The sequence below is a fragment of the Kitasatospora azatica KCTC 9699 genome (genome assembly GCF_000744785.1).
In the GTDB taxonomy this organism is placed as follows: Bacteria; Actinomycetota; Actinomycetes; order Streptomycetales; family Streptomycetaceae; genus Kitasatospora; species Kitasatospora azatica.
This window is the reverse complement of record NZ_JQMO01000003.1, coordinates 1,005,477-1,023,547: the sequence shown is the minus strand read 5'-3', so window position 1 is coordinate 1,023,547 and position 18,071 is coordinate 1,005,477. Positions and strand designations below refer to the sequence as shown.

Here is an 18,071-nt window from a genome sequence, read left to right as displayed (position 1 = left end):
ACTCGGGCTGGTCCAGGACCCCTGCTGACCTGCGGAGATCCGCTCGGCTGGGTGCCCTGCCCCGTCCCGGAGCACAACAACCCGATCAATACTAGCCCGGTTGGAAATCCAGCGAACTGGGCCAACTGGGCGCAGCGTGAGCCAAACTGACGAACCATCAGATCGCAGCAGCGTTGCCTGGACAGGGCTCTGACGGACCGTCAGTCGAATTGACGGTCCGTCAGATCGGATTTTCGGATGTGACCCAGGCAACACCGTACGGGCGTGGCTGTCGGGCCGCCCGTCGGCGCGGCCGACCGTGCTGGGTCGGATCCGTGCTGGGTCGGATCCGCGTTGGGTCAGATCCGAAACGCCGGGCCGGTCTTGGTGTGCAGCTCGCAGATGTTGCCGAAGGTCTTCTCCCAGCGCACCGGACGGCCCGCCCAGCTGCCGACCGCGGTGGCGGTCACCGGCGCGTAGAGCTGGTAGCAGAGCACCCCGGGGGTCCCGGCGAGCCGGTCGAGCTCGCCGTCCGCCGTATCCAGTGCCGCGCAGGCCGCCCGGGCCTCGGGATGGGTGCCGGCGGCGGGATGGCAGAGCAGGTCGGCCCGGCCCAGAGGGGTGCCGGTCCCGGTGTCCACCACGGTCAGGTTCAGCAGCGAGTCCGAGACGACGGGCTCGGCCTGGGCCGGTGTGGGGACGGTCAGAAAGGCGAGAGCGACGGCGGCCAGCGCCGCGCGGATGCGCAGGGAGATCACCCGCACAGAGGTACCACCGGCCGGGCCACCACGCCCAAGTCCGGTCACTCCATCGTGGGCGCGTCGCTCACCTGTGCCAGCCGCAGCTGTGTCGGCTGCAGCTGTGCCGGACGCTCCGGCGCGGGCTGCTCCGGTGCCGGTTACTCCGTCAGTTCCCGTTCCTCGTCGAGCCCCTCGCCCCGGACCGCCGCGAGCACGCTCTCCAGTACCCCGGGGAAGCGCTCGCCCAGGTCGGTCTCGCGCAGTGTGCTCATCCGTGAGGTGCCGACCCGGTGTTGGCGGATCACGCCGGCCTCGCGCAGGACGCGGAAGTGGTGCGTGCTGGTCGACTTGCTGACCGGCAGGCTGAACGCGATGCAGGCCATCTGTTCGTGTCCGGCGGCGAGTTCCCGCACGATCCGCAGTCGGATCGGGTCGGCCAGGGCACTCAGTACCGCCACCAGGCGGATCTCGCCGGTGGCCGGCTCGGGAAGGAGGGTGCTCGCGGCTTCGGTCACGGAAGCGATTGTACGGCGATCCTCGTAGTTCGACATCTGTCGTAGTTTGATGCACCACGTAGTACGATGCTTCACGTACTTCCGAGAGGCCCCGTACCCCGCCAAGGAGCACCCGTGTCTGCCCTGTTCGAGCCGATCACCCTGCGCGAGCTCACCGTCCCCAACCGGGTCTGGATGGCCCCGATGTGCATGTACTCGGCCGCCAGCGAGGGGCCGGAGACCGGTGTGGCCACCGACTTCCACCTCACCCACCTGGCCGCCCGGGCGGCCGGCGGCACCGGGCTGGTGATCGTCGAGGCCACCGCCGTCGCCCCGGAGGGCCGGATCTCCCCGTACGACCTGGGCCTGTGGAACGAGCGGCAGCAGCAGGAACTGACCCGGGTGGCGAGCGCGATCCGCAGCCACGGCTCGGTCGCCGCGATCCAGCTCGCGCACGCCGGCCGCAAGGCCTCCTCGCGCACCCCGTGGCAGGGCAGTGCGGGCATCCCGGCCGGGGACGGCGGCTGGCAGACCGTCGGCCCGACCGGCGAGTCCTACGGTGACCACCCCGAGCCCGACGCGCTCACCGTCGAGGAGATCCAGCGGATCGTCCAGGCCTTCGGCGCCGCGGCCGAGCGCGCGCTGGCGGCCGGTTTCCAGGCCGTCGAGGTGCACGGCGCGCACGGCTACCTGATCCACTCCTTCCTCTCGCCGAACTCCAACCACCGCACCGACCAGTACGGCGGTTCCTTCGAGAACCGGCTGCGCTTCGCGCTCGAGGTGGTCGCGGCGGTGCGCGCCGTCTGGCCCGCCGAGCTGCCGGTCTTCTTCCGCACCTCGGCCACCGACTGGCTGACCGAGAACGACGAGGACCACCGCGAGGGCTGGACCGGCGAGGACACCGTCCGGCTGGCCAAGGAGCTGCAGGCGGCCGGCGTCGACCTGCTCGACGTCTCCACCGGCGGCCTGGTGAGCAACGCGCAGATCCCGCTCCACCCCGGCTACCAGGTGCCGTTCGCCGCCGCCGTGCGCGAGGCCACCGGCCTGCCGGTCGGCGCGGTCGGCCTGATCACCGAACCCGCGCAGGCGGAGCAGATCCTCACCGAGGGGCGCGCGGACGTCGTCCTGCTCGGTCGCGAGCTGCTGCGCACCCCGTACTGGGCCCACTACGCCGCGCGTGAGTTGGGTGCCGAGCGCCGCTGGCCGACCCAGTACGCCTACGCGGTCGGCAGCCGCGGCTGACGCCGCCCCCGTTCGCAGCCCCGGCCGTGATGACGCACCCTCACCGCCGGGGCTGCCTGCTGCCCGTCGACGGTGTGTCGCCGCCGGGGCCGCGCCGGCGCTGGGCGGCGATCTGTCGGGAGATCACGATCTCCAGCAGGCACCAGACGATCCCGAACACGCCCAGACCGGTGATCAGCAGTGCCATGGTCATCGCCCGGCGCGCGTGCGCCAGCGAGGCGAGCGACGCGAAGATCAGGCTGACCAGGGTGAACGCCAGGAATATCACGGTCCGAACGCTGGCCGCGCGCACCTCGTCCGGCATCCGCCGCCCTCCAGCGGACATCGACGCCCCCCTTCCCGCCGGCCTTTCCGCCCACTCCCTGCCCCCGATCACGGCAGGCAAACAGTGGCGGGAAAGCAGCCCTCAGCCCAGTTCGACGGCCAGCTCCTCCAGCGCCCCGGTGACGATGGTGCGCATCGCCCGCTCGGCCGGCTCGGCGGCGCCCGCGCAGATCGCCTCGGCCACCTCGCGGTGCAACTGCACGGCGTAGGCGCGCGGCTGGTGCGGCATCAGGTTGTGCTCGGTCCGCCCGGTCAGTACCGCGCCCACCGTGTCGCCGAGGTGCGCGAACATCTCGTTGCCGGAGGCGCGCAGCACGGTCGCGTGGAAGGCGATGTCGTGCCGGAGGAAGGACGTCAGGTCGGCGGCTCGCGCGGTGACCGTCAACTCCACTGCCAGCGCGCTCAGTTCGCGGCAATGGTCGGGAGTGGCATGCTGGGCGGCCAGGGCCGCCGCGGCCGGTTCGACGGCCACCCGCAGTGAACCGAGCGAGCGCAGCTGGGCCGCCCGGTCGGCGCCGGCCAGCCGCCAGCGGATCACCAGCGGATCGAAGACGTCCCAGTCGCTCTTGGGCTGCACGGTGATCCCGACCCGCCGCTTGGAGACCACCAGGCGCATCGACTCCAGGATCCGCACGGCCTCGCGCACCACCGTCCGGGAGACGCCGAACTGCTCCTCCAACTCCTCGATCCGCAGCACGGACCCGGTGGGGAGCTCGCCGGACGCGATGGCCGGCCCGAGTTGGGCGAGCAGTTTGCCGGGCAGCCCCTGGATCTCCATCCCGCCAGCCTAGTGCCGCGTCAGGCAACCTTCGCCCCGTCGCGACGCCCGGCACGCACTCTCGCCGCACCGGCCGAAAGCCCAAGTACGTCCAGTACGAGGACTTCCAGCCGGCACGCCGAGAGCACGCACCGGACGCCGCTCCTTGACGGGCAAAGGTTGCCTGACGCGGCACTAGAGGCGTTCCACCGGCCCGAAGGTGCGGACCGCCCGCCTTGCGCATATAAGTATGACGATTTGTTGTCGACGCCTTGAATAAGTCATACCTTTGGAGCGATAGTGGCGTCACCGCAGCCAGAGCAAGGAGCGAACCCCATGGCTCTCAACGCCGACAACCAGCTGATCGTGGTGATGGGCGTGGCGGGTGTCGGCAAGACCACCGTCGCGCAACTGCTCGCCGAACGCCTCGGCCTGCCCTGCGCCGAGGCGGACGACTTCCACCCCGCCGCCAACATCGCCAAGATGACGGCCGGCATCCCGCTGGACGACACCGACCGGGCGCCCTGGCTGCGGGCCCTGGCGGCCTGGCTGCACGAGCGCGGACAGGCCGGCACCGGCGGCGTGGTCACCTGCTCCGCGCTCAAGCGCCGCTACCGCGACACCCTGCGGGCCGGCTGCCCCGACGCCTACTTCCTGCACCTGGACGGCGGCCGCCGGCTGGTCGCCAGCCGCCTCGCGGCCCGCACCGGCCACTTCATGCCGGCCTCGCTGCTCGACTCCCAGTACGCCGTCCTCGAACCGCTCCAGTCGGACGAGCACGGCACCGTCCTGGACGTCGGCCCCGACCAGGACGGCCGGATCCTCACCCCCCACGAACTCGTCGAGACGGCCGTGGCGCGACTGCGGCCCGTCAATGGAGACCTCGCTTGACACCCTCCCCGTTCAGCGGGCCGTGCCTGGTGACGCCGGCGGCGGCACGCCAGATCTGACGATCCGTCGGTTGATTGATGGATGATGGTGAACTGCCAGTACCCATCGAGAGATCGGACAGCGATCATGCCCCTCACCGGCGAGTACCAGCCCAGCCCGACGCAGTGGGTGCGCGACCAGGTCGAGCTGTACGAATCCTCCGGCGGCACCCAGGGCACGACCCTGCGCGACCTGCCGGTGGTGCTGCTGACCACCCTCGGCGCCAAGAGCGGCAAGCTCCGCAAGACCCCGCTGATGCGGGTCGAGCACAACGGCCAGTACGCCGTGGTCGCCTCCCAGGGCGGTGCGCCCAAGCACCCCGTCTGGTACCACAACCTGGTCGCGGATCCACGCGCCGAGCTGCAGGACGGCCCGGTCCGCCAGGACATGACGGCGCGTGAGCTCACCGGCGAGGAACGGGAGACGTGGTGGGACCGGGCCGTCAAGGCCTGGCCGGACTACGCCGAGTACCAGAAGAAGACCGACCGGGTGATCCCCGTCTTCCTCCTGGAGCCGGCACCCGCCCCCCACTGACCCCGGCTCCGCGGGCCGACCGACCACCATCGTCCCGTCCGTCGATCACCTGACCCGCACCATCAAGGCCGGGCGCGCGGACGGGACGGTGGTGCGCCCGGCGTTACCGGACAGCACGCCCGCCGACCTCGCTGCCTCCGTGGTCTTCGGCGCTGACGGACCGTCAGGAAGCGTGCAGCGCGACCGGCAGGCTCACAAAGGAGTTGATCAGCGTGGTCGCCCGGCGCTCGGGCGGCCCGAGCAGTTCGATCCGCTCGACCCGGGCGAGCAGTGCCTCGAAGACCAGCCTGATCTCCAGCCGGGCCAGCGGAGCGCCCAGGCAGAAGTGCTTGCCGCTGGTGAAGGAGTAGTGCGGGTTGGGGTTGCGGTCGATCCGGAAGCGGTACGGATCGGCGAAGACCTCCTCGTCGCGGTTGGCCGAGGTGATCCACAGACAGAGCAGGTCGCCCGGCTCCAGCGCGGTGCCGCCCACCACCCGGGGCTCCAGCACGGTGCGGATGAAGTGCTGGGTGGGGGTGACCCAGCGCAGCACCTCCTCCACCGCCGAGTCCAGCAACTCCGGGTTGCTCCGCAGCAGTTGCCACTGATCGGGGTGCTCGGCGAAGGCGATCAGACCGCCGGCGGTGGCGTTCTTGGTGGTCTCGTTGCCGGCCACGGCCAGGTTGAGGCAGTTCAGCAGCACCTCGTCGCGGGTCAGCCGGTCGCCGTCGAACTCGGCGTCCAGCAGCCGCCGGATCAGCCCCTCGGGCGCCAGCTCGGCGTGGTCGAGCAGGCCCGCCAGGTGCATGAGCAGCTGGCCGTTGGCGGTGGTGGTGGAAGCCCGACGGGCCGTCAGGTCACCGGCGCGCGGGTCGTCCATGGTGAGCGAGCCGCTGATCGCCCGACTGGCCCGATCGGCGAGCTTGTCCCACTCCCGCTCCGGCAGACCGAGCAGCAGACCGGTCGCGGCCGCCGGCAACCTGGCGCTGACCGCCGCGACGAAGTCGCACGCGTCGGCCTGGACCGCCTGCTCCACCCAGCCGGTGATCAGGCTGCGCAGCGCCCCGTCCATGGTGCGGGCCATCGACTTGTTCAGCCCGCCGCTGAGCAGCCGGCGCAGCCGGGTGTGCGCCGGCGGGTCGGAGATCTCGATCATCTTCCCGGCGGCCGGGTCGCGGGTGCCGAGGGCGGAGTCCAGGGTCATGCCCGACTCGCAGCTGAAGCCGCTGGTGTCCCGGAAGACGGCGTCCAGGTCCCGGTAGCGGGTGGCCGACCAGAATCCGGGGGCGTCGGCGCGCTCCTGGTAGTGCAGTCCCGGGCGGCGACGCAGCTCCGCCCAGGCGGCATGCGGTGGGGCGGGGTCGAAGAACCTGGGGTCGGTCAGGTCCGGCACGACGGTCAGGGTGTCAGTCACGGCGCGCTCCCGCGGTGGTGGTCGCAGTGGTCGGGGCCGGGATGAAGCCGGAGGCGTGGAAGTACCCGATGTAGTGGTCCAGCAGGGTCCGGTCGACCGGCGGGCAGTGGATCCCGCTGTCGGCCAGGTCCCGGTCCACCCTCGCCCGGTCGATCACCGGCGAGACGCTGACCGCGGCGAGCTCCTGCACGGTGATGCCGCTGGGCGGGATCCGCTTGGTGAAGAGCTGGGTGAGCGGGGTGAACGGGTGGGACGGGCGGTCCGCCAGGTAACCGAGCATGGCCTCGATCCACTCCGGGTAGCCGACCGTCTCGATCCGGTGGCCGTGCGCGCGCAGCCGGTCCACCAGGTCGCCGAGCACCGCCTCGTGCGGGTTGACCAGGTGGTAGGTCTGGCCCTCGGCCGGGGTGTGCAGGGACAGGTGGACGATCGCGGCGGCCACGTAGTCCACCGGGAGCAGGTTCAGTGCCAGGTCGAGGTCCGGGGCCAGGCCCATCTCGGCGATCAGCCGGAAGAGTTCGCAGAGCGCCGCGTTGCTGTTCCAGGTGAAGTTCTCGGTGTTGCCGGACACCTCGTACGGGCGGTGCACGGCCACCGGCAGCCCGGCCCGGGCGGCGCCGCGCACCACCTCCTCGGCCACCCACTTGCTCTCCGGGTAGCCCATGGCGAGTTGTTCGACATGGTCCAGCGGAGTGTCCTCGGTGACCAGTCGCAGACCCGCCGCGCCCATTCCGTGCACCACGGCCAGGGTCGAGACATGGTGCACCGGGACCGCACGGCCGGCCGCCAGCCGCAGCACCTCCTGGGTGCCGTGGACGTTGGCGACCCGCAGCTTCTCGTACGGGTAGAGGAAGTTGACCTCGGCGCCGCAGTGGTGGACCACGTCCGCCGACGCGGCCTGCTCGGCCCAGTCCCGGTCGCTCAGCCCCAGCCGCGGTTTCGCCAGATCGCCGAGCAGCGGGCGCACCCGGTCCGCGGGCAGCGGCCGGCCGCTGCCGTAGCGCTGCTGCGCCTGGGCGAGCCGCTCACGGGCGTGCGCGGTGTCCTCGGCCCGGACCAGGGTGTGGATCTGTGCCTCGGTCCTGTCCAGCAGCTCGCGCAGCAGGTAGGCGCCGAGGAAGCCGGTGGCGCCGGTCAGCAGCACGTGCCGCGGGGCACGCCAGCGCGGGTGCGGCTGCGCGCTGGTGACGGTGGGCACCGCCCAGCGGGTGTCCGGGCGCCAGCGGTTGACCGGCGCTGCGCCCGGGGCCCGGTCGGCGTCGCCTTGGGCCACCCGCTCCACCACTCGGGTGAAGGCCCGCAGCGTCGGCTCGTTGAGCAGCTCGGTCACCAGCAGGTCGTTGTGCTGGTCGTCGATCTCCAGCTCGGTCTGCACCTTGGCCACCAGCTGGACGGCCAGCAGCGAGTTGCCACCGGACTCGAAGAAGTCGTCGGTCGGCTCGGCCTGCCCGGTGGGCAGCAGGGCCGCCCAGGCCGTGGCCACCCTGGCGGCGGTGGAGTCGGGATCGCCCGGGATCACGGGGGCGGGTGCGGCGGCCGGGTCGGGGAGCGCCTCGCGGTCCAGCTTGCCGCTCGGGGTCAGCGGCAGCCGCTCCAGCACGGTCAGCGTGGCGGGGACGGCGTAGCTCGGCAGCACCTCCCGCAGGAAGGCGCGCAACTCCGCTCCGCTGGGGGCGGGTTCGGGTCCGTCGGGGATCGCCGCGTAGGCCGCCAGGTAGCGGCTGACGCCGTCCTCGCGGGCCAGTACGGCGGCGTCGGCGACGGCCGGGTGGCGCAGCAGCGCGGTGCGGATCTCGCCCGGCTCCACCCGGAAGCCCCTGACCTTGACCTGCTCGTCCCGCCGGCCGCAGAACTCCAGCACCCCGTCCGGTCGACGGCGTACGTAGTCCCCGGTGCGGTAGACGCGTTCTGACGCACCGTCAGGAGCGAGCGGGAGGTGGACGAAACGGGTCGCGGCCAGCTCGGGCGCGTTGAGGTAGCCGGCGGCCACCCCGGCGCCGCCGATGCACAGTTCGCCCTCCTCGCCGACGGCGGCCGGCGTGCCGTCCGCGCGCAGGACGTGGCAGCGGGTGTCGGCGATCGGCCGGCCGATCGGCACCGCGGTGGCGTCCTCGGCCAGGTCGGTGATCTCGTGGGCGGCCGCGACGCAGGCCGCCTCGGTCGGGCCGTAGGCGTTGACCAGGTGCTCGGGCCGGCCCAACTCCAGGACCCGGCGGGCCGCTTCCGGCTGCAGGGCCTCGCCGCCGGTCACCACGTAGCGCAGCCCGGCGAACATCTCGGGCCGCTCGCGGGCCATCAGGTGGAAGACGCTGGTGGTCAGGAAGAGCACGCTGATCCGCTCGCGCCGGATGAACTCGGCCAGCGCGGGCGGTGACAGCAGTACCTCGGCGGCGGCCGGCACCAGGCAGGCGCCGTTCAGCAGGGTCGGCCAGATCTCCAGCACCGAGGCGTCGAAGGAGAGGGTGGCGGCATGCAGCACCCGGTCGTCCGGGCGGATCTCCAGGAAGCCGTTGGCCACCGAAAGCCGGGCCACGCCGCGCTGCGGGACGGCCACCGCCTTGGGCCGCCCGGTGGTGCCGGAGGTGAACATCACATAGGCGGGTGTCGCCGGATCGGGCAGCGGCAGCGGGTCGGCCAGATCGCCGCCCGCCAACACCTCGTCGAAGTCCAGCACCCGCGCACCCGGCGCGAGCAGTTCGGCGGACCCCGGCAGCCGCACCACCGCGGTCGCACCGCTGTCCGCGAGCATGGTCCGCAGCCGCTCGGCCGGCAGCGAGGCGTCCAGCGGCAGATAGCTCGCCTCGGCCGACGCCGCGCCCAGCAGGGCCACGCAGGCGTCCACCCCGCGCTGCCCCGCCACCCCGAGTACGGCCCCCGGCAGCACCCCGAACTCCCGCAGCCCGCGAGCGAACTGCTCGGCGAGCGAGTCGAGTTCGGCATAGCTGAGCTGTGCCTCCGGCCCCGCCACGGCCGGCCGGTCCGGGTGCTCACGGACCTGTATCGCGAACAGTTCGGCCAGTGGCCGCTCGTAGAGTTCCTCGACTTCAGCCACCGTGCCCGTGGTGCTGTCGATGCCCATCAACCAGCTCTCCTTCGGCTCCCCGGAACCAACCCTGCCGGAATGCGGCGATCGTACGGGTGGAGCCGACGGCCAAGCGTGCCGGTGTACCGTCAACTAGGCCTGTTCAGTGCGATGTTGACGGTTCTTCGGGCACCGGGCGGCAGCTCGTGCCGAGCCGGCCGGGCGCGCCCAGGCAGCGGGAGGCGGCGGTGTGTGCCGAGGTCAACACTGGTGCGACAGGTGTTCGGACGGGCTGCTGGTGAGTCCCGACGCCTGCGACGCGCGCGGGTCCGGTGGACCGCGGTACGGGGTCGGGCCGAGCCGTCGGAGGGGCCCGATTCCTGCGTACTCTGGCAGGTCAGGAGAGCGGTGCGGCGGAGAACCGGTCCGACCGGTTCGCCGCCGCACCACACAGCTGCCGCCGGTTACTTGTTCTCGTACTCCGCGACGATGCTCGCCCGTCCCAGGGCCAGGAACCCGAGCGTGCCGCCGATCGCCGCCGCCGAGGTGTCCGCGTCCAGCCCCAGCTTCTCCACGCTGACCGCGTGCACCGTGAAGACGTAGCGGTGCGGGCCGTGGCCGGCTGGCGGGGCGGCGCCGCCGAAGTTCTTGGTGCCGTAGTCGTTGCGCGCCTGGACCGCGCCGGCCGGCAGGCCCGCGAAGTCCCCGCTGCCCGCGCCGGTGGGCAGCTCGGTGACGTCGGCCGGGATGTCGAACAGCACCCAGTGCCACCAGCCGCTGCCGGTCGGCGCGTCGGGGTCGAAGCAGGTGACGGCGAAGCTCTTGGTCTCGGCGGGGAAGCCCGACCAGCTCAACTGCGGTGAGGTGTCGCCGCCGGCCAGCACCTGGGCCTCGGGCAGGATGCCGCCGTCGGGCACGTCGGTGCTGGTCACGGTGAAGCTCGGGACGGGCCGCTGGAAGTCGTGCGGAAGCGGTGGCCTGGTCACGCGGGGGTGCCTCCAGAGTCGGTGGAACAGGTCGGTCCGAGAGTAGACGAAGGGCGGCCGCCCCTCACGGGGTGACCGCCCTTCAGGTCACGCGGCGTCAGCTCTGGGTGCGCTTCTTCAGGAACTGCGCGACCTCGTCGCGGATCTCCGGCGTGTCCAGGCCGCGCACCGTCATGGTGGTGCGGCGCCGTAGCACGTCGTCCGGGGTGTACGCCCACTCGTTGTCGGCGGCGTAGGCGACCTGCGCCCACACGTCCGGGCCGTCCGGGTGGATCGGCTCGCCGAGCGTCGGGTCGTCGGCGATCAGGCGGGCGATGTCGAAGGACAGGGTGCCGTAGTGGCTGGCCAGGTGCTTGGCCACCAGCGGCTCCATCCGGGAGCCGGGCTCACGGTCGATCAGCAGCCGGTGCGCGACGGCGTTCGGCGCGCCGACGCCCGGCAGCGGCACGGTGGCGGGGATGGGGGAGATGTCCTCGCCGATCCCGGTGCCGCGGACGTGTGCCAGCTTCTCCAGCACGGTGCGGCCGATGTGGCGGTAGGTGGTCCACTTGCCGCCGGCCACCGACAGCATGCCGCCCTTGCCCTCGGTCACCACGGTCTCGCGCTTGGCGGCGGCGGTGTCGCCGGGGCCGCCGGGCAGCACCCGCAGGCCGGCGAAGGCGTAGGTGATCAGGTCGCGGTCCAGGTGCTCGTCCTTGATCGCGTGGCCGGCCTCGTCCATGATCTGGTCGATGTCGGCCTCGGTCGCCCGGACGTCCTTCGGGTCGCCGGTGTACTCCTCGTCGGTGGTGCCGAGCAGGACGTGGTCCTCCCACGGGATGGCGAAGGAGACCCGGTACTTGTCGATCGGGATGGTCAGCGCGGCCCGCCACGGCGCACGGCGCTTGACCACCACGTGGGCGCCCTTGGAGAGCCGGATGCTCGGCGCGGCGCCGGCGTCCTCCATGGCGCGCAGGTGGTCCACCCACGGGCCGGTGGCGTTGAGCACCAGGCGGGCGTTGACGCCGAACTCGGCGCCGTCCAGCCGGTCCTTCAGCTCGGCACCGGTCACCCGGCCGCCGGTGAACCGAAGACCGGTCACCTCGGCGTGGTTGAGCACCACGGCGCCGGCGTCCACGGCCGCCCGGACCGTCATCACGGCGACCCGGGAGTCGTTCATCTGGTGGTCGCCGTAGACCGCGACCGAGCGCAGGCCCTCGGTGCGCAGCGCGGGCACCTGCTGGGCGGCGTGCGCGGCGGTGGAGACCCGGCCCATGCCGTCCCGGAAGGCGGAGAGCGCGGAGTAGAGGAAGACTCCGGCGCCGAGCTTGGGGGCGCTGTGCGGGCCGCCCTTGTAGACCGGCACGAAGAAAGTCAGCGGGTTGACCAGGTGCGGGGCCACGTCGGTGGCCAGCGCCCGGCGCTCCTTGTGGTTCTCGGCGACCAGCTTGACCGCGCCGGTCTGCAGGTAGCGCAGGCCGCCGTGGACCAGCTTGGAGGAGGCGCTGGAGGTGGCGCCCGCGAAGTCGCCGGCATCCACCATCGCGACCTTGAGGCCGGCCTGGGAGGCGGTCCAGGCGACCGCGGTGCCGAGGATGCCGCCGCCGATCACCAGCAGGTCGTAGGTGGCCTTGCCCAGCAGCTCACGGGTCTCGGCACGGGAAGCGGCGTGGCCGGGGGTGCGCTCGGCGCCCAGGGTCGGGATGGTTGCCATGATGTGTTTTCCGGGCCGCGGTGCGGGCGGCGCCGGGTCTCCTCTCGAAGTACGGTTCGGCCCAGGGTTCGGGCCTTGAAACTCAGCGGCCGGCCGGGGCGTGTGACGCCCCGGCCGGCTGACGGCTCAGCTCTCCTGGTCCTCCTCCACCCAACCCATGGTGCGCTCCACGGCCTTGAGCCACTTCTTGTACTCGCGCTCCCGGGTGGCCTCGTCCATGCGGGGAGTCCACTCGGCGGCGCGGTGCCAGTTGGCCCGCAGGGTGTCCAGGTCCGGCCAGAAGCCGACCGCGAGGCCGGCCGCGTAGGCGGCGCCCAGCGCGGTGGTCTCGGCCACGTAGGGCCGCTCGACCGGGGCGTCCAGGACATCGGCGATGTTCTGCATCAGGAGGTTGTTGGAGGTCATGCCGCCGTCGACCTTGAGGGCCGTCAGCGTCACGCCGGAGTCCTTCTCCATCGCGTCGACCACCTCGCGGGTCTGCCAGGCGGTGGCCTCCAGCACGGCGCGGGCCAGGTGGCCCTTGGTCACGTACCGGGTCAGGCCGGCGATCACGCCGCGGGCGTCGGAGCGCCAGTAGGGGGCGAACAGGCCGGAGAAGGCCGGCACGAAGTAGGCGCCGCCGTTGTCCTCGACAGTGGAGGCCAGGGTCTCGATCTCGGCCGCGGTCGAGATGATGCCGAGCTGGTCGCGCAGCCACTGCACCAGCGAGCCGGTGACCGCGATCGAGCCCTCCAGGGCGTAGACCGGCTTCTGGCCCGCGATCTGGTAGCCCACCGTGGTCAGCAGACCGTGGTACGAGTTGACGACCTTCTCGCCGGTGTTGAGCAGCAGGAAGGTGCCGGTGCCGTAGGTCGACTTGGCCTCGCCCTCGCTGAAGCAGGTCTGGCCGAACAGCGCGGCCTGCTGGTCGCCGAGCGCGGAGGCGACCGGGACGCCGTCGAGGTCGCCCACGGCGGTGCCGTAGACCTCGGCGGAGGTGCGGATCTCCGGCAGGACGGTCAGCGGCACGCCCATCGACTCGGCGATCTTCTCGTCCCAGGCCAGGGTGGCCAGGTTCATCAGCATGGTGCGGCTGGCGTTGGTCACGTCGGTGACGTGCTTGCCGCCGTTGACGCCGCCGGTCAGGTTCCAGATGACCCAGGTGTCCATGGTGCCGAACAGGATGTCGCCGGCCTCGGCGCGCTCGCGCAGGCCCTCGACGTTGTCCAGCAGCCAGCGGATCTTCGGGCCGGCGAAGTAGCTGGCCAGCGGCAGGCCGGTCTCGCGGCGGAACCGGTCCTGGCCGACGTTGCGGCCCAGCTCCCGGCAGAGCGCCTCGGTGCGGGTGTCCTGCCAGACCAGCGCGTTGTGCACCGGCTCGCCGGTGTTCTTGTCCCACAGCACGGTGGTCTCGCGCTGGTTGGTGATGCCGATCGCGCGGATGTCGTCCTTGGTCAGGCCGGCCTTGTCCAGCGCGCCGCGGACCACGGACTGGACCCGGGTCCAGATCTCGGCGGCGTCGTGCTCGACGTAGCCGGGCTGCGGGAAGATCTGGCGGTGCTCCTGCTGGTCGACGGAGACGATCCGGCCGTCGGCGCCGAAGATGATGCAGCGGCTCGAAGTGGTGCCCTGGTCGATCGCGGCGATGAAGTTGGCAGTGGCGGTCATAGGGTGATCCTCGGCTCTGAGGTGGGGGACGTAAACGGCTTGGGGGTTAGAACAGACCCTTGTAGAGCAGACCGGAGAGCAGGCCGCCGATCACCGGTCCGGCGACCGGGATCCAGGCGTAGCTCCAGTCCGAGCCGCCCTTGTTCGGGATCGGCAGCAGCGAGTGCACGATGCGCGGGCCGAGGTCGCGGACCGGGTTGATGGCGTAACCGGTCGGGCCGCCGAGCGAGAGGCCGATGCCGACCACGGTGAAGGCGGTGATCAGGATGCCCAGGCCGGACAGGCTGTCGCCGAGGGTCAGGCCCGAGGTCAGGATGAGCATGCAGAGCACCATGGTGCCGATGATCTCGGTGATCAGGTTCTGGACCGGGTTCCGGATCTCGGGACCGGTCGAGAAGATGCCGAGCGTGGGCTCCTCGTTGGCCTGGAACTGGCCGAGGTAGGTCAGCCAGACCAGCACGGCGCCGATCATCGCGCCGAGCATCTGGGAGCCCAGGTAGAGCGGCACGTGGCTCCACTCGCCGGTCTTGACGGCGATGGCCAGGGTGACGGCCGGGTTGAGGTGGGCGCCGGACTTGTGGGCGGACATGTACGCGGCGATCAGGACCGCGAAGCCCCAGCCGAAGGTGATGGCCAGCCAGCCGGCGTTCTGGGCCTTGGACTTCTTGAGCGTGACGGCGGCGCAGACGCCACCGCCGAGGAGTATCAGCGCGGCGGTGCCGAGCGTTTCGCCGACGAAGATGTCGCCGTTGGAGAGGGCGGACACAAAGACTCCTTTGTCCGTATGGCCGTTTGCCGGGTGCTTCCGGTTCGGTCCGCAAGCAGGCAGGAGGCGGGTGGGGGAGAGAGGCCGGCGCGACCCCGGTTCCGCTGGGGACGGAGCTGCTAGGGGGTTTCGACGGCCACCGTTCGACATTGTCGACCGCTATGCGGGAGTTTTCACCCTGCCAGCCGCCACGTCAAGGCGCGGTGACCTGCCTGTGACCCTCCCCTCCTCGGCCCCGGGTCGGTGTTTCGCGACGCTAACACCCAAATGGCTGCAAATACGGACAAAACGCCGGAGGGTGGACAGTGCCACTGTCCACCCTCCGGCGTTCGTTCAGGCGGGGCTCAGAACCGGTTCGCGCCCAGGTCACGGGAGATCGCCCGGGCCGCGTCCCGCACCGAGGCGACCAGCTGCGGACGGACGAAACCGTCCTCGCAGACCCGCTCCACCGCGCCGCTCACGCAGACCGCGCCGACCGGGTTGCGGCGGCGGTCCTGGATCAGCGCACCGATCGAGGCCACCCCCTCCCAGGTCTCCTCGACAGCGTCCGCCCAGCCCCGCTCGCGGATCAGCGCGCACTCGGCGTCCAGGTCGTCCAGCGAGGTGAGCGTGCGCGGGGTGTACGACTCCAACGGGCCGTCGCCCAACTCGCCCCGGGCCACCGGGTCGTAGGCCAGCAGGACCTTGCCCAGCGCGGTGCTGTGCAGCGGCTGCATCGAGCCGACCTCCAGCACCTGACGGGTGTCGTCCGGCCGGAACACGTGGTGCACGATCAGCACCCCGCGATGGTGCAGCACCCCGAGGTAGACGGTCTCGCCGCTGGCCCGGGCCAGGTCGTCGGCCCAGACCAGGGCGCGGGCCCGCAGCTCGTGCACGTCCAGGTAGCTCTGGCCCAGCCGCAGCAGTTCGGCGCCCAACTGGTACTTGCCGCTCTCCGGGTCCTGCTCGACGAAGCCCTCCAACTGCAGGGTGCGCAGGATGCCGTGCGCGGTGCCCTTGGCCAGGTCGAGCGAGGTGGCCACCTCGGACAAGCCCAGCCGGCGCTCACCGCCGGCCAGCAGCCGCATGATCGCGGCGGCCCGGGAGAGCGACTGGATCGGGCCGGGCATGGGGACCTCCACTGGCAGTCAGGCAGGCATTCGACAATGTCGCACGGTTCGTGGTCATGTCGACTGCGGGGGCATCGTCCCGAGTCTGCCAGGCGCGAGGGCGCTGATGCACGTCGCCCACCGGTTCACGCCCGTTTCCCGGCCTGCTACCTGCCGGTGGCACTACCGGCGGCCAGGACCGCGGCGAGCTCCGCGATCCGCTCCGGGCCGACCCGGCAGCAGCCGCCCACCAGCCGCGCGCCGTCGGCCACCCAGCCCCGGGCGAACACCGCCGGTCCGCTCGGCTCACCGGTCCAGCCGACCCCGTCCCACCCCTCACCACTGTTCGGATAGGCCACCACCGGCTTGCCGGTCACCCGCGCCGCGATCCGCACCGCCTCGGCCACCTCACCGGGCGCGCAACAGTTCACCCCGACCGCCACCACCTCCGGCACCTCGGCCGCCACCGCGAAGGCTCGCTCCAGCGGCTGCCCGGCCCGGGTACGGGCGCCGTCGACCGTGTAGGAGAGCCAGGCCGGCACCCCCAGCCCGCGCACCACCCGCAGCAGCGCCACCGCCTCGTCCACGTCCGGCACCGTCTCCAACGCCAGCAGATCCGGACCGGCCGCCGCCAGGGCCGCCACCCGCGGCCGATGGAACCGCTCCAGCTCGGCCACGCTCAGCCCGTAACGCCCCCGGTACTCCGACCCGTCCGCCAGCACCGCCCCGTACGGCCCGACCGAGGCCGCCACCCACCGGCCCGGCACCCCGCCGGCCGCCTCCCGGGCCAGCTCGACGCTGCGCGCGAACAGCTCGGCGGCCCCGCGCGGCCCGATCCCGCGCCGGGCGAAACCCTCGAAACTCGCCTGGTAGCCGGCCGTGATCACCACCTGGGCACCGGCCGCGAAGTACGCCCCGTGCGCGGCCACCAGCGCCTGCGGATCGTCCAGCAGCAGCCGGGCCGACCAGAGCTCGTCGTCCACCCGGTGGCCCGCCGCCTCCAGCTGGTTGGACAGCCCGCCGTCCAGGACCACCGGCCCCCGGTCCAGTCGCAGTTCCACCGCCATTCACCTCTCTTGCACGGTAGCCCCGGACTACCATCCAGCCCATGACCACTCACCAGGCCACCCGACCCGCGATCTTCGGCCCGGGCGCGTACTGCCACTGGTGCGGCACCGCCTACCCGGCCGGCACCACCGGCTGGCCGCGCACCTGCCCCGGCTGCGGCGAGATCAGCTACCGCAACCCGCTGCCGGTCACCGTCGCACTGCTCCCGGTCAACCGTCCCGACGGCGGGCAGAGCCTGGTGGTCATCCGCCGCACCATCGAGCCCGGCTACGGCGAGCTGGCGCTGCCCGGCGGCTACGTCGACTACGGCGAGAGCTGGCAGCAGGCCGCCGTGCGCGAGCTGCGCGAGGAGACCGGCATCCTGGCCGAGGCGGAGCAGGTCATCCTGGTCGACACCGCCAGTGACAGCCGCGGCGGGTTCCTCTGCCTCTTCGCCCTGCTGCCCGCCCAGGACCTGGCCGCCCTGCCGCCCTCGGTGCCGACCGACGAGACCGAGGGCTGGCAGCTGATCGACGGCCCGACCCCGCTGGCCTTCCCGTTCCACACCAAGGTGGCCAACGCCTGGTTCAGCGGGGACTACGGCAAGCACCTCTGAGCAGGCGTCAGCAGCGGCCGCAGCATCCCCAACGGCCCAGGGCGCCCGCTACTCCGGCGGCAGCGCCACCGCCGCGCGCAACCGGGCCAGCTCCGCGGCCGGTCCGGTCAGCGTCAGCTCGGTGCGGGCACCCCGGCCGAAGGCGAAGAGCAGCAGCTCGGCCGGCTCACCGGTCACCCGGACCGAGCCCGGCAGGCGCTGACCCACCGTCAGGTCCCGCCCGTCCGGGCGCGCCAGCGCCACCCGCACCGGAGTGCGCCGGCCCAGCTCCCAACGGGCCGTCAGCGGTAGTCGGCGCCACAGCAGCTCGGCCAGCGCGGGCGCCACCGCCGTCCGCTCCCAGTCACCCTCGCCGGCCCGCCGCACGTCCTCCGCGTGCACGAAGTACTCCACCGCGTTCGCCAGCTCGTCGAAGCCCGGCAGCGCGAACGGCGACAGCCGCGGCGGCCCGCTGCGGAACCGCCGCACCAGCTCCGGGTACGGAAGCCGCGCGTACCCGCCCTGGACCCGCGCCGTCCACCCGGCCAGCCAGGGCAGCTGGATCCCCAGCGCCGCATCCGGCCGCGCCTCCCGCAGCACCAGGTGCGCCGCCAGCTCCCTGGCCCGCCACCCCGCACAGAGCGTCGGGGCGTCCGGTCCCACCGCCACCAGCAGATCCGCCAACCGGTCCCGCTCGACCCGCGCGAAGTTCGACATGCCGTCAGCGTAGCCAGCCCCCGGCCGAGCGACTGCGCTGTGACGCAGTGGAGGAACAGCTCACCGAGAGACCATTGCATCTTGGCGTACCGACGATCACATGGCAGGGTCTTGCAC

17 protein-coding genes are annotated in these 18,071 nt (G+C 72.2%); 4 read left to right on the top strand and 13 right to left on the bottom strand.

All coding sequences use genetic code 11. The features are described 5' to 3' along the window. Positions 1-338: 338 nt before the first annotated feature. Entirely contained in the window at positions 339-737 is a 399-nt protein-coding gene (locus BR98_RS15670; RefSeq protein WP_232247428.1) for an SSI family serine proteinase inhibitor, read from the bottom strand. Between the two features lie 140 nt (positions 738-877). After that, entirely contained in the window at positions 878-1,270 is a 393-nt protein-coding gene (locus BR98_RS15665) for an ArsR/SmtB family transcription factor (protein ID WP_051969814.1), read from the bottom strand. 78 nt (positions 1,271-1,348) lie between these two features. Between BR98_RS15665 and BR98_RS15660 the strand changes: the two genes are divergently transcribed. After that, the gene (locus BR98_RS15660; protein ID WP_035845266.1) at positions 1,349-2,455 is read left to right on the top strand and encodes an NADH:flavin oxidoreductase/NADH oxidase; all 1,107 of its coding nucleotides are present in this window, start codon (positions 1,349-1,351) and stop codon (positions 2,453-2,455) included. Between the two features lie 40 nt (positions 2,456-2,495). Here the strand turns inward: BR98_RS15660 and BR98_RS15655 are convergent, their stop codons facing one another. Beyond that, a complete protein-coding gene (locus BR98_RS15655; RefSeq protein WP_157537802.1) occupies positions 2,496-2,780 on the bottom strand; it encodes a hypothetical protein in 285 nt (94 codons plus the stop codon). 81 nt (positions 2,781-2,861) lie between these two features. Further along, on the bottom strand, positions 2,862-3,557 hold the full coding sequence (locus BR98_RS15650) for a FadR/GntR family transcriptional regulator (protein ID WP_035845264.1): 696 nt from the start codon (positions 3,555-3,557) through the stop codon (positions 2,862-2,864). Between the two features lie 315 nt (positions 3,558-3,872). Between BR98_RS15650 and BR98_RS15645 the strand changes: the two genes are divergently transcribed. Together BR98_RS15645 and BR98_RS15640 are read left to right on the top strand one after the other, a co-directional pair. Further along, entirely contained in the window at positions 3,873-4,427 is a 555-nt protein-coding gene (locus BR98_RS15645; protein WP_035845263.1) for a gluconokinase, read from the top strand. A 126-nt stretch (positions 4,428-4,553) separates the two neighbouring features. Then, complete coding sequence (locus BR98_RS15640; protein WP_035845258.1) at positions 4,554-5,000, top strand: nitroreductase family deazaflavin-dependent oxidoreductase; 447 nt, start codon at positions 4,554-4,556, stop codon at positions 4,998-5,000. Between the two features lie 163 nt (positions 5,001-5,163). Here the strand turns inward: BR98_RS15640 and BR98_RS15635 are convergent, their stop codons facing one another. The 8 genes from BR98_RS15635 to mmuM all read right to left on the bottom strand — a co-directional run bounded on the left by BR98_RS15635 (position 5,164) and on the right by mmuM (position 16,656). Then, the gene (locus tag BR98_RS15635; RefSeq protein ID WP_083976616.1) at positions 5,164-6,393 is read right to left on the bottom strand and encodes a cytochrome P450; all 1,230 of its coding nucleotides are present in this window, start codon (positions 6,391-6,393) and stop codon (positions 5,164-5,166) included. After that, positions 6,386-9,472, bottom strand: a complete 3,087-nt coding sequence (locus BR98_RS15630; protein WP_051969813.1) for an amino acid adenylation domain-containing protein — start codon at positions 9,470-9,472, stop codon at positions 6,386-6,388. Before BR98_RS15630 ends, BR98_RS15635 begins: the two co-directional genes overlap by 8 nt. 407 nt (positions 9,473-9,879) lie before the next feature. After that, on the bottom strand, positions 9,880-10,401 hold the full coding sequence (locus BR98_RS15625; RefSeq protein ID WP_035845256.1) for a YbhB/YbcL family Raf kinase inhibitor-like protein: 522 nt from the start codon (positions 10,399-10,401) through the stop codon (positions 9,880-9,882). Between the two features lie 97 nt (positions 10,402-10,498). Then, complete coding sequence (locus BR98_RS15620) at positions 10,499-12,094, bottom strand: glycerol-3-phosphate dehydrogenase/oxidase (RefSeq protein ID WP_035845255.1); 1,596 nt, start codon at positions 12,092-12,094, stop codon at positions 10,499-10,501. Positions 12,095-12,220: 126 nt separating this feature from the next. Continuing rightward, a complete protein-coding gene (gene glpK, locus BR98_RS15615; RefSeq protein ID WP_035845249.1) occupies positions 12,221-13,741 on the bottom strand; it encodes a glycerol kinase GlpK in 1,521 nt (506 codons plus the stop codon). Positions 13,742-13,787: 46 nt separating this feature from the next. Then, positions 13,788-14,507 carry an MIP/aquaporin family protein gene (locus BR98_RS15610; RefSeq protein ID WP_035845247.1) on the bottom strand — a complete coding sequence of 240 codons (720 nt, stop codon included), beginning with the start codon at positions 14,505-14,507 and terminating at the stop codon, positions 13,788-13,790. A 344-nt stretch (positions 14,508-14,851) separates the two neighbouring features. After that, positions 14,852-15,616 carry an IclR family transcriptional regulator gene (locus tag BR98_RS15605; protein ID WP_035845246.1) on the bottom strand — a complete coding sequence of 255 codons (765 nt, stop codon included), beginning with the start codon at positions 15,614-15,616 and terminating at the stop codon, positions 14,852-14,854. A gap of 146 nt (positions 15,617-15,762) precedes the next feature. Continuing rightward, positions 15,763-16,656, bottom strand: a complete 894-nt coding sequence (mmuM, locus tag BR98_RS15600; RefSeq protein ID WP_232247426.1) for a homocysteine S-methyltransferase — start codon at positions 16,654-16,656, stop codon at positions 15,763-15,765. Between the two features lie 47 nt (positions 16,657-16,703). Between mmuM and BR98_RS15595 the strand changes: the two genes are divergently transcribed. Beyond that, entirely contained in the window at positions 16,704-17,258 is a 555-nt protein-coding gene (locus tag BR98_RS15595; RefSeq protein ID WP_051969812.1) for an NUDIX domain-containing protein, read from the top strand. Between the two features lie 48 nt (positions 17,259-17,306). Here BR98_RS15595 and BR98_RS15590 read toward each other — a convergent pair whose 3' ends face one another. Beyond that, on the bottom strand, positions 17,307-17,954 hold the full coding sequence (locus BR98_RS15590) for a TIGR03085 family metal-binding protein (RefSeq protein WP_035845241.1): 648 nt from the start codon (positions 17,952-17,954) through the stop codon (positions 17,307-17,309). Positions 17,955-18,071 lie beyond the last annotated feature (117 nt).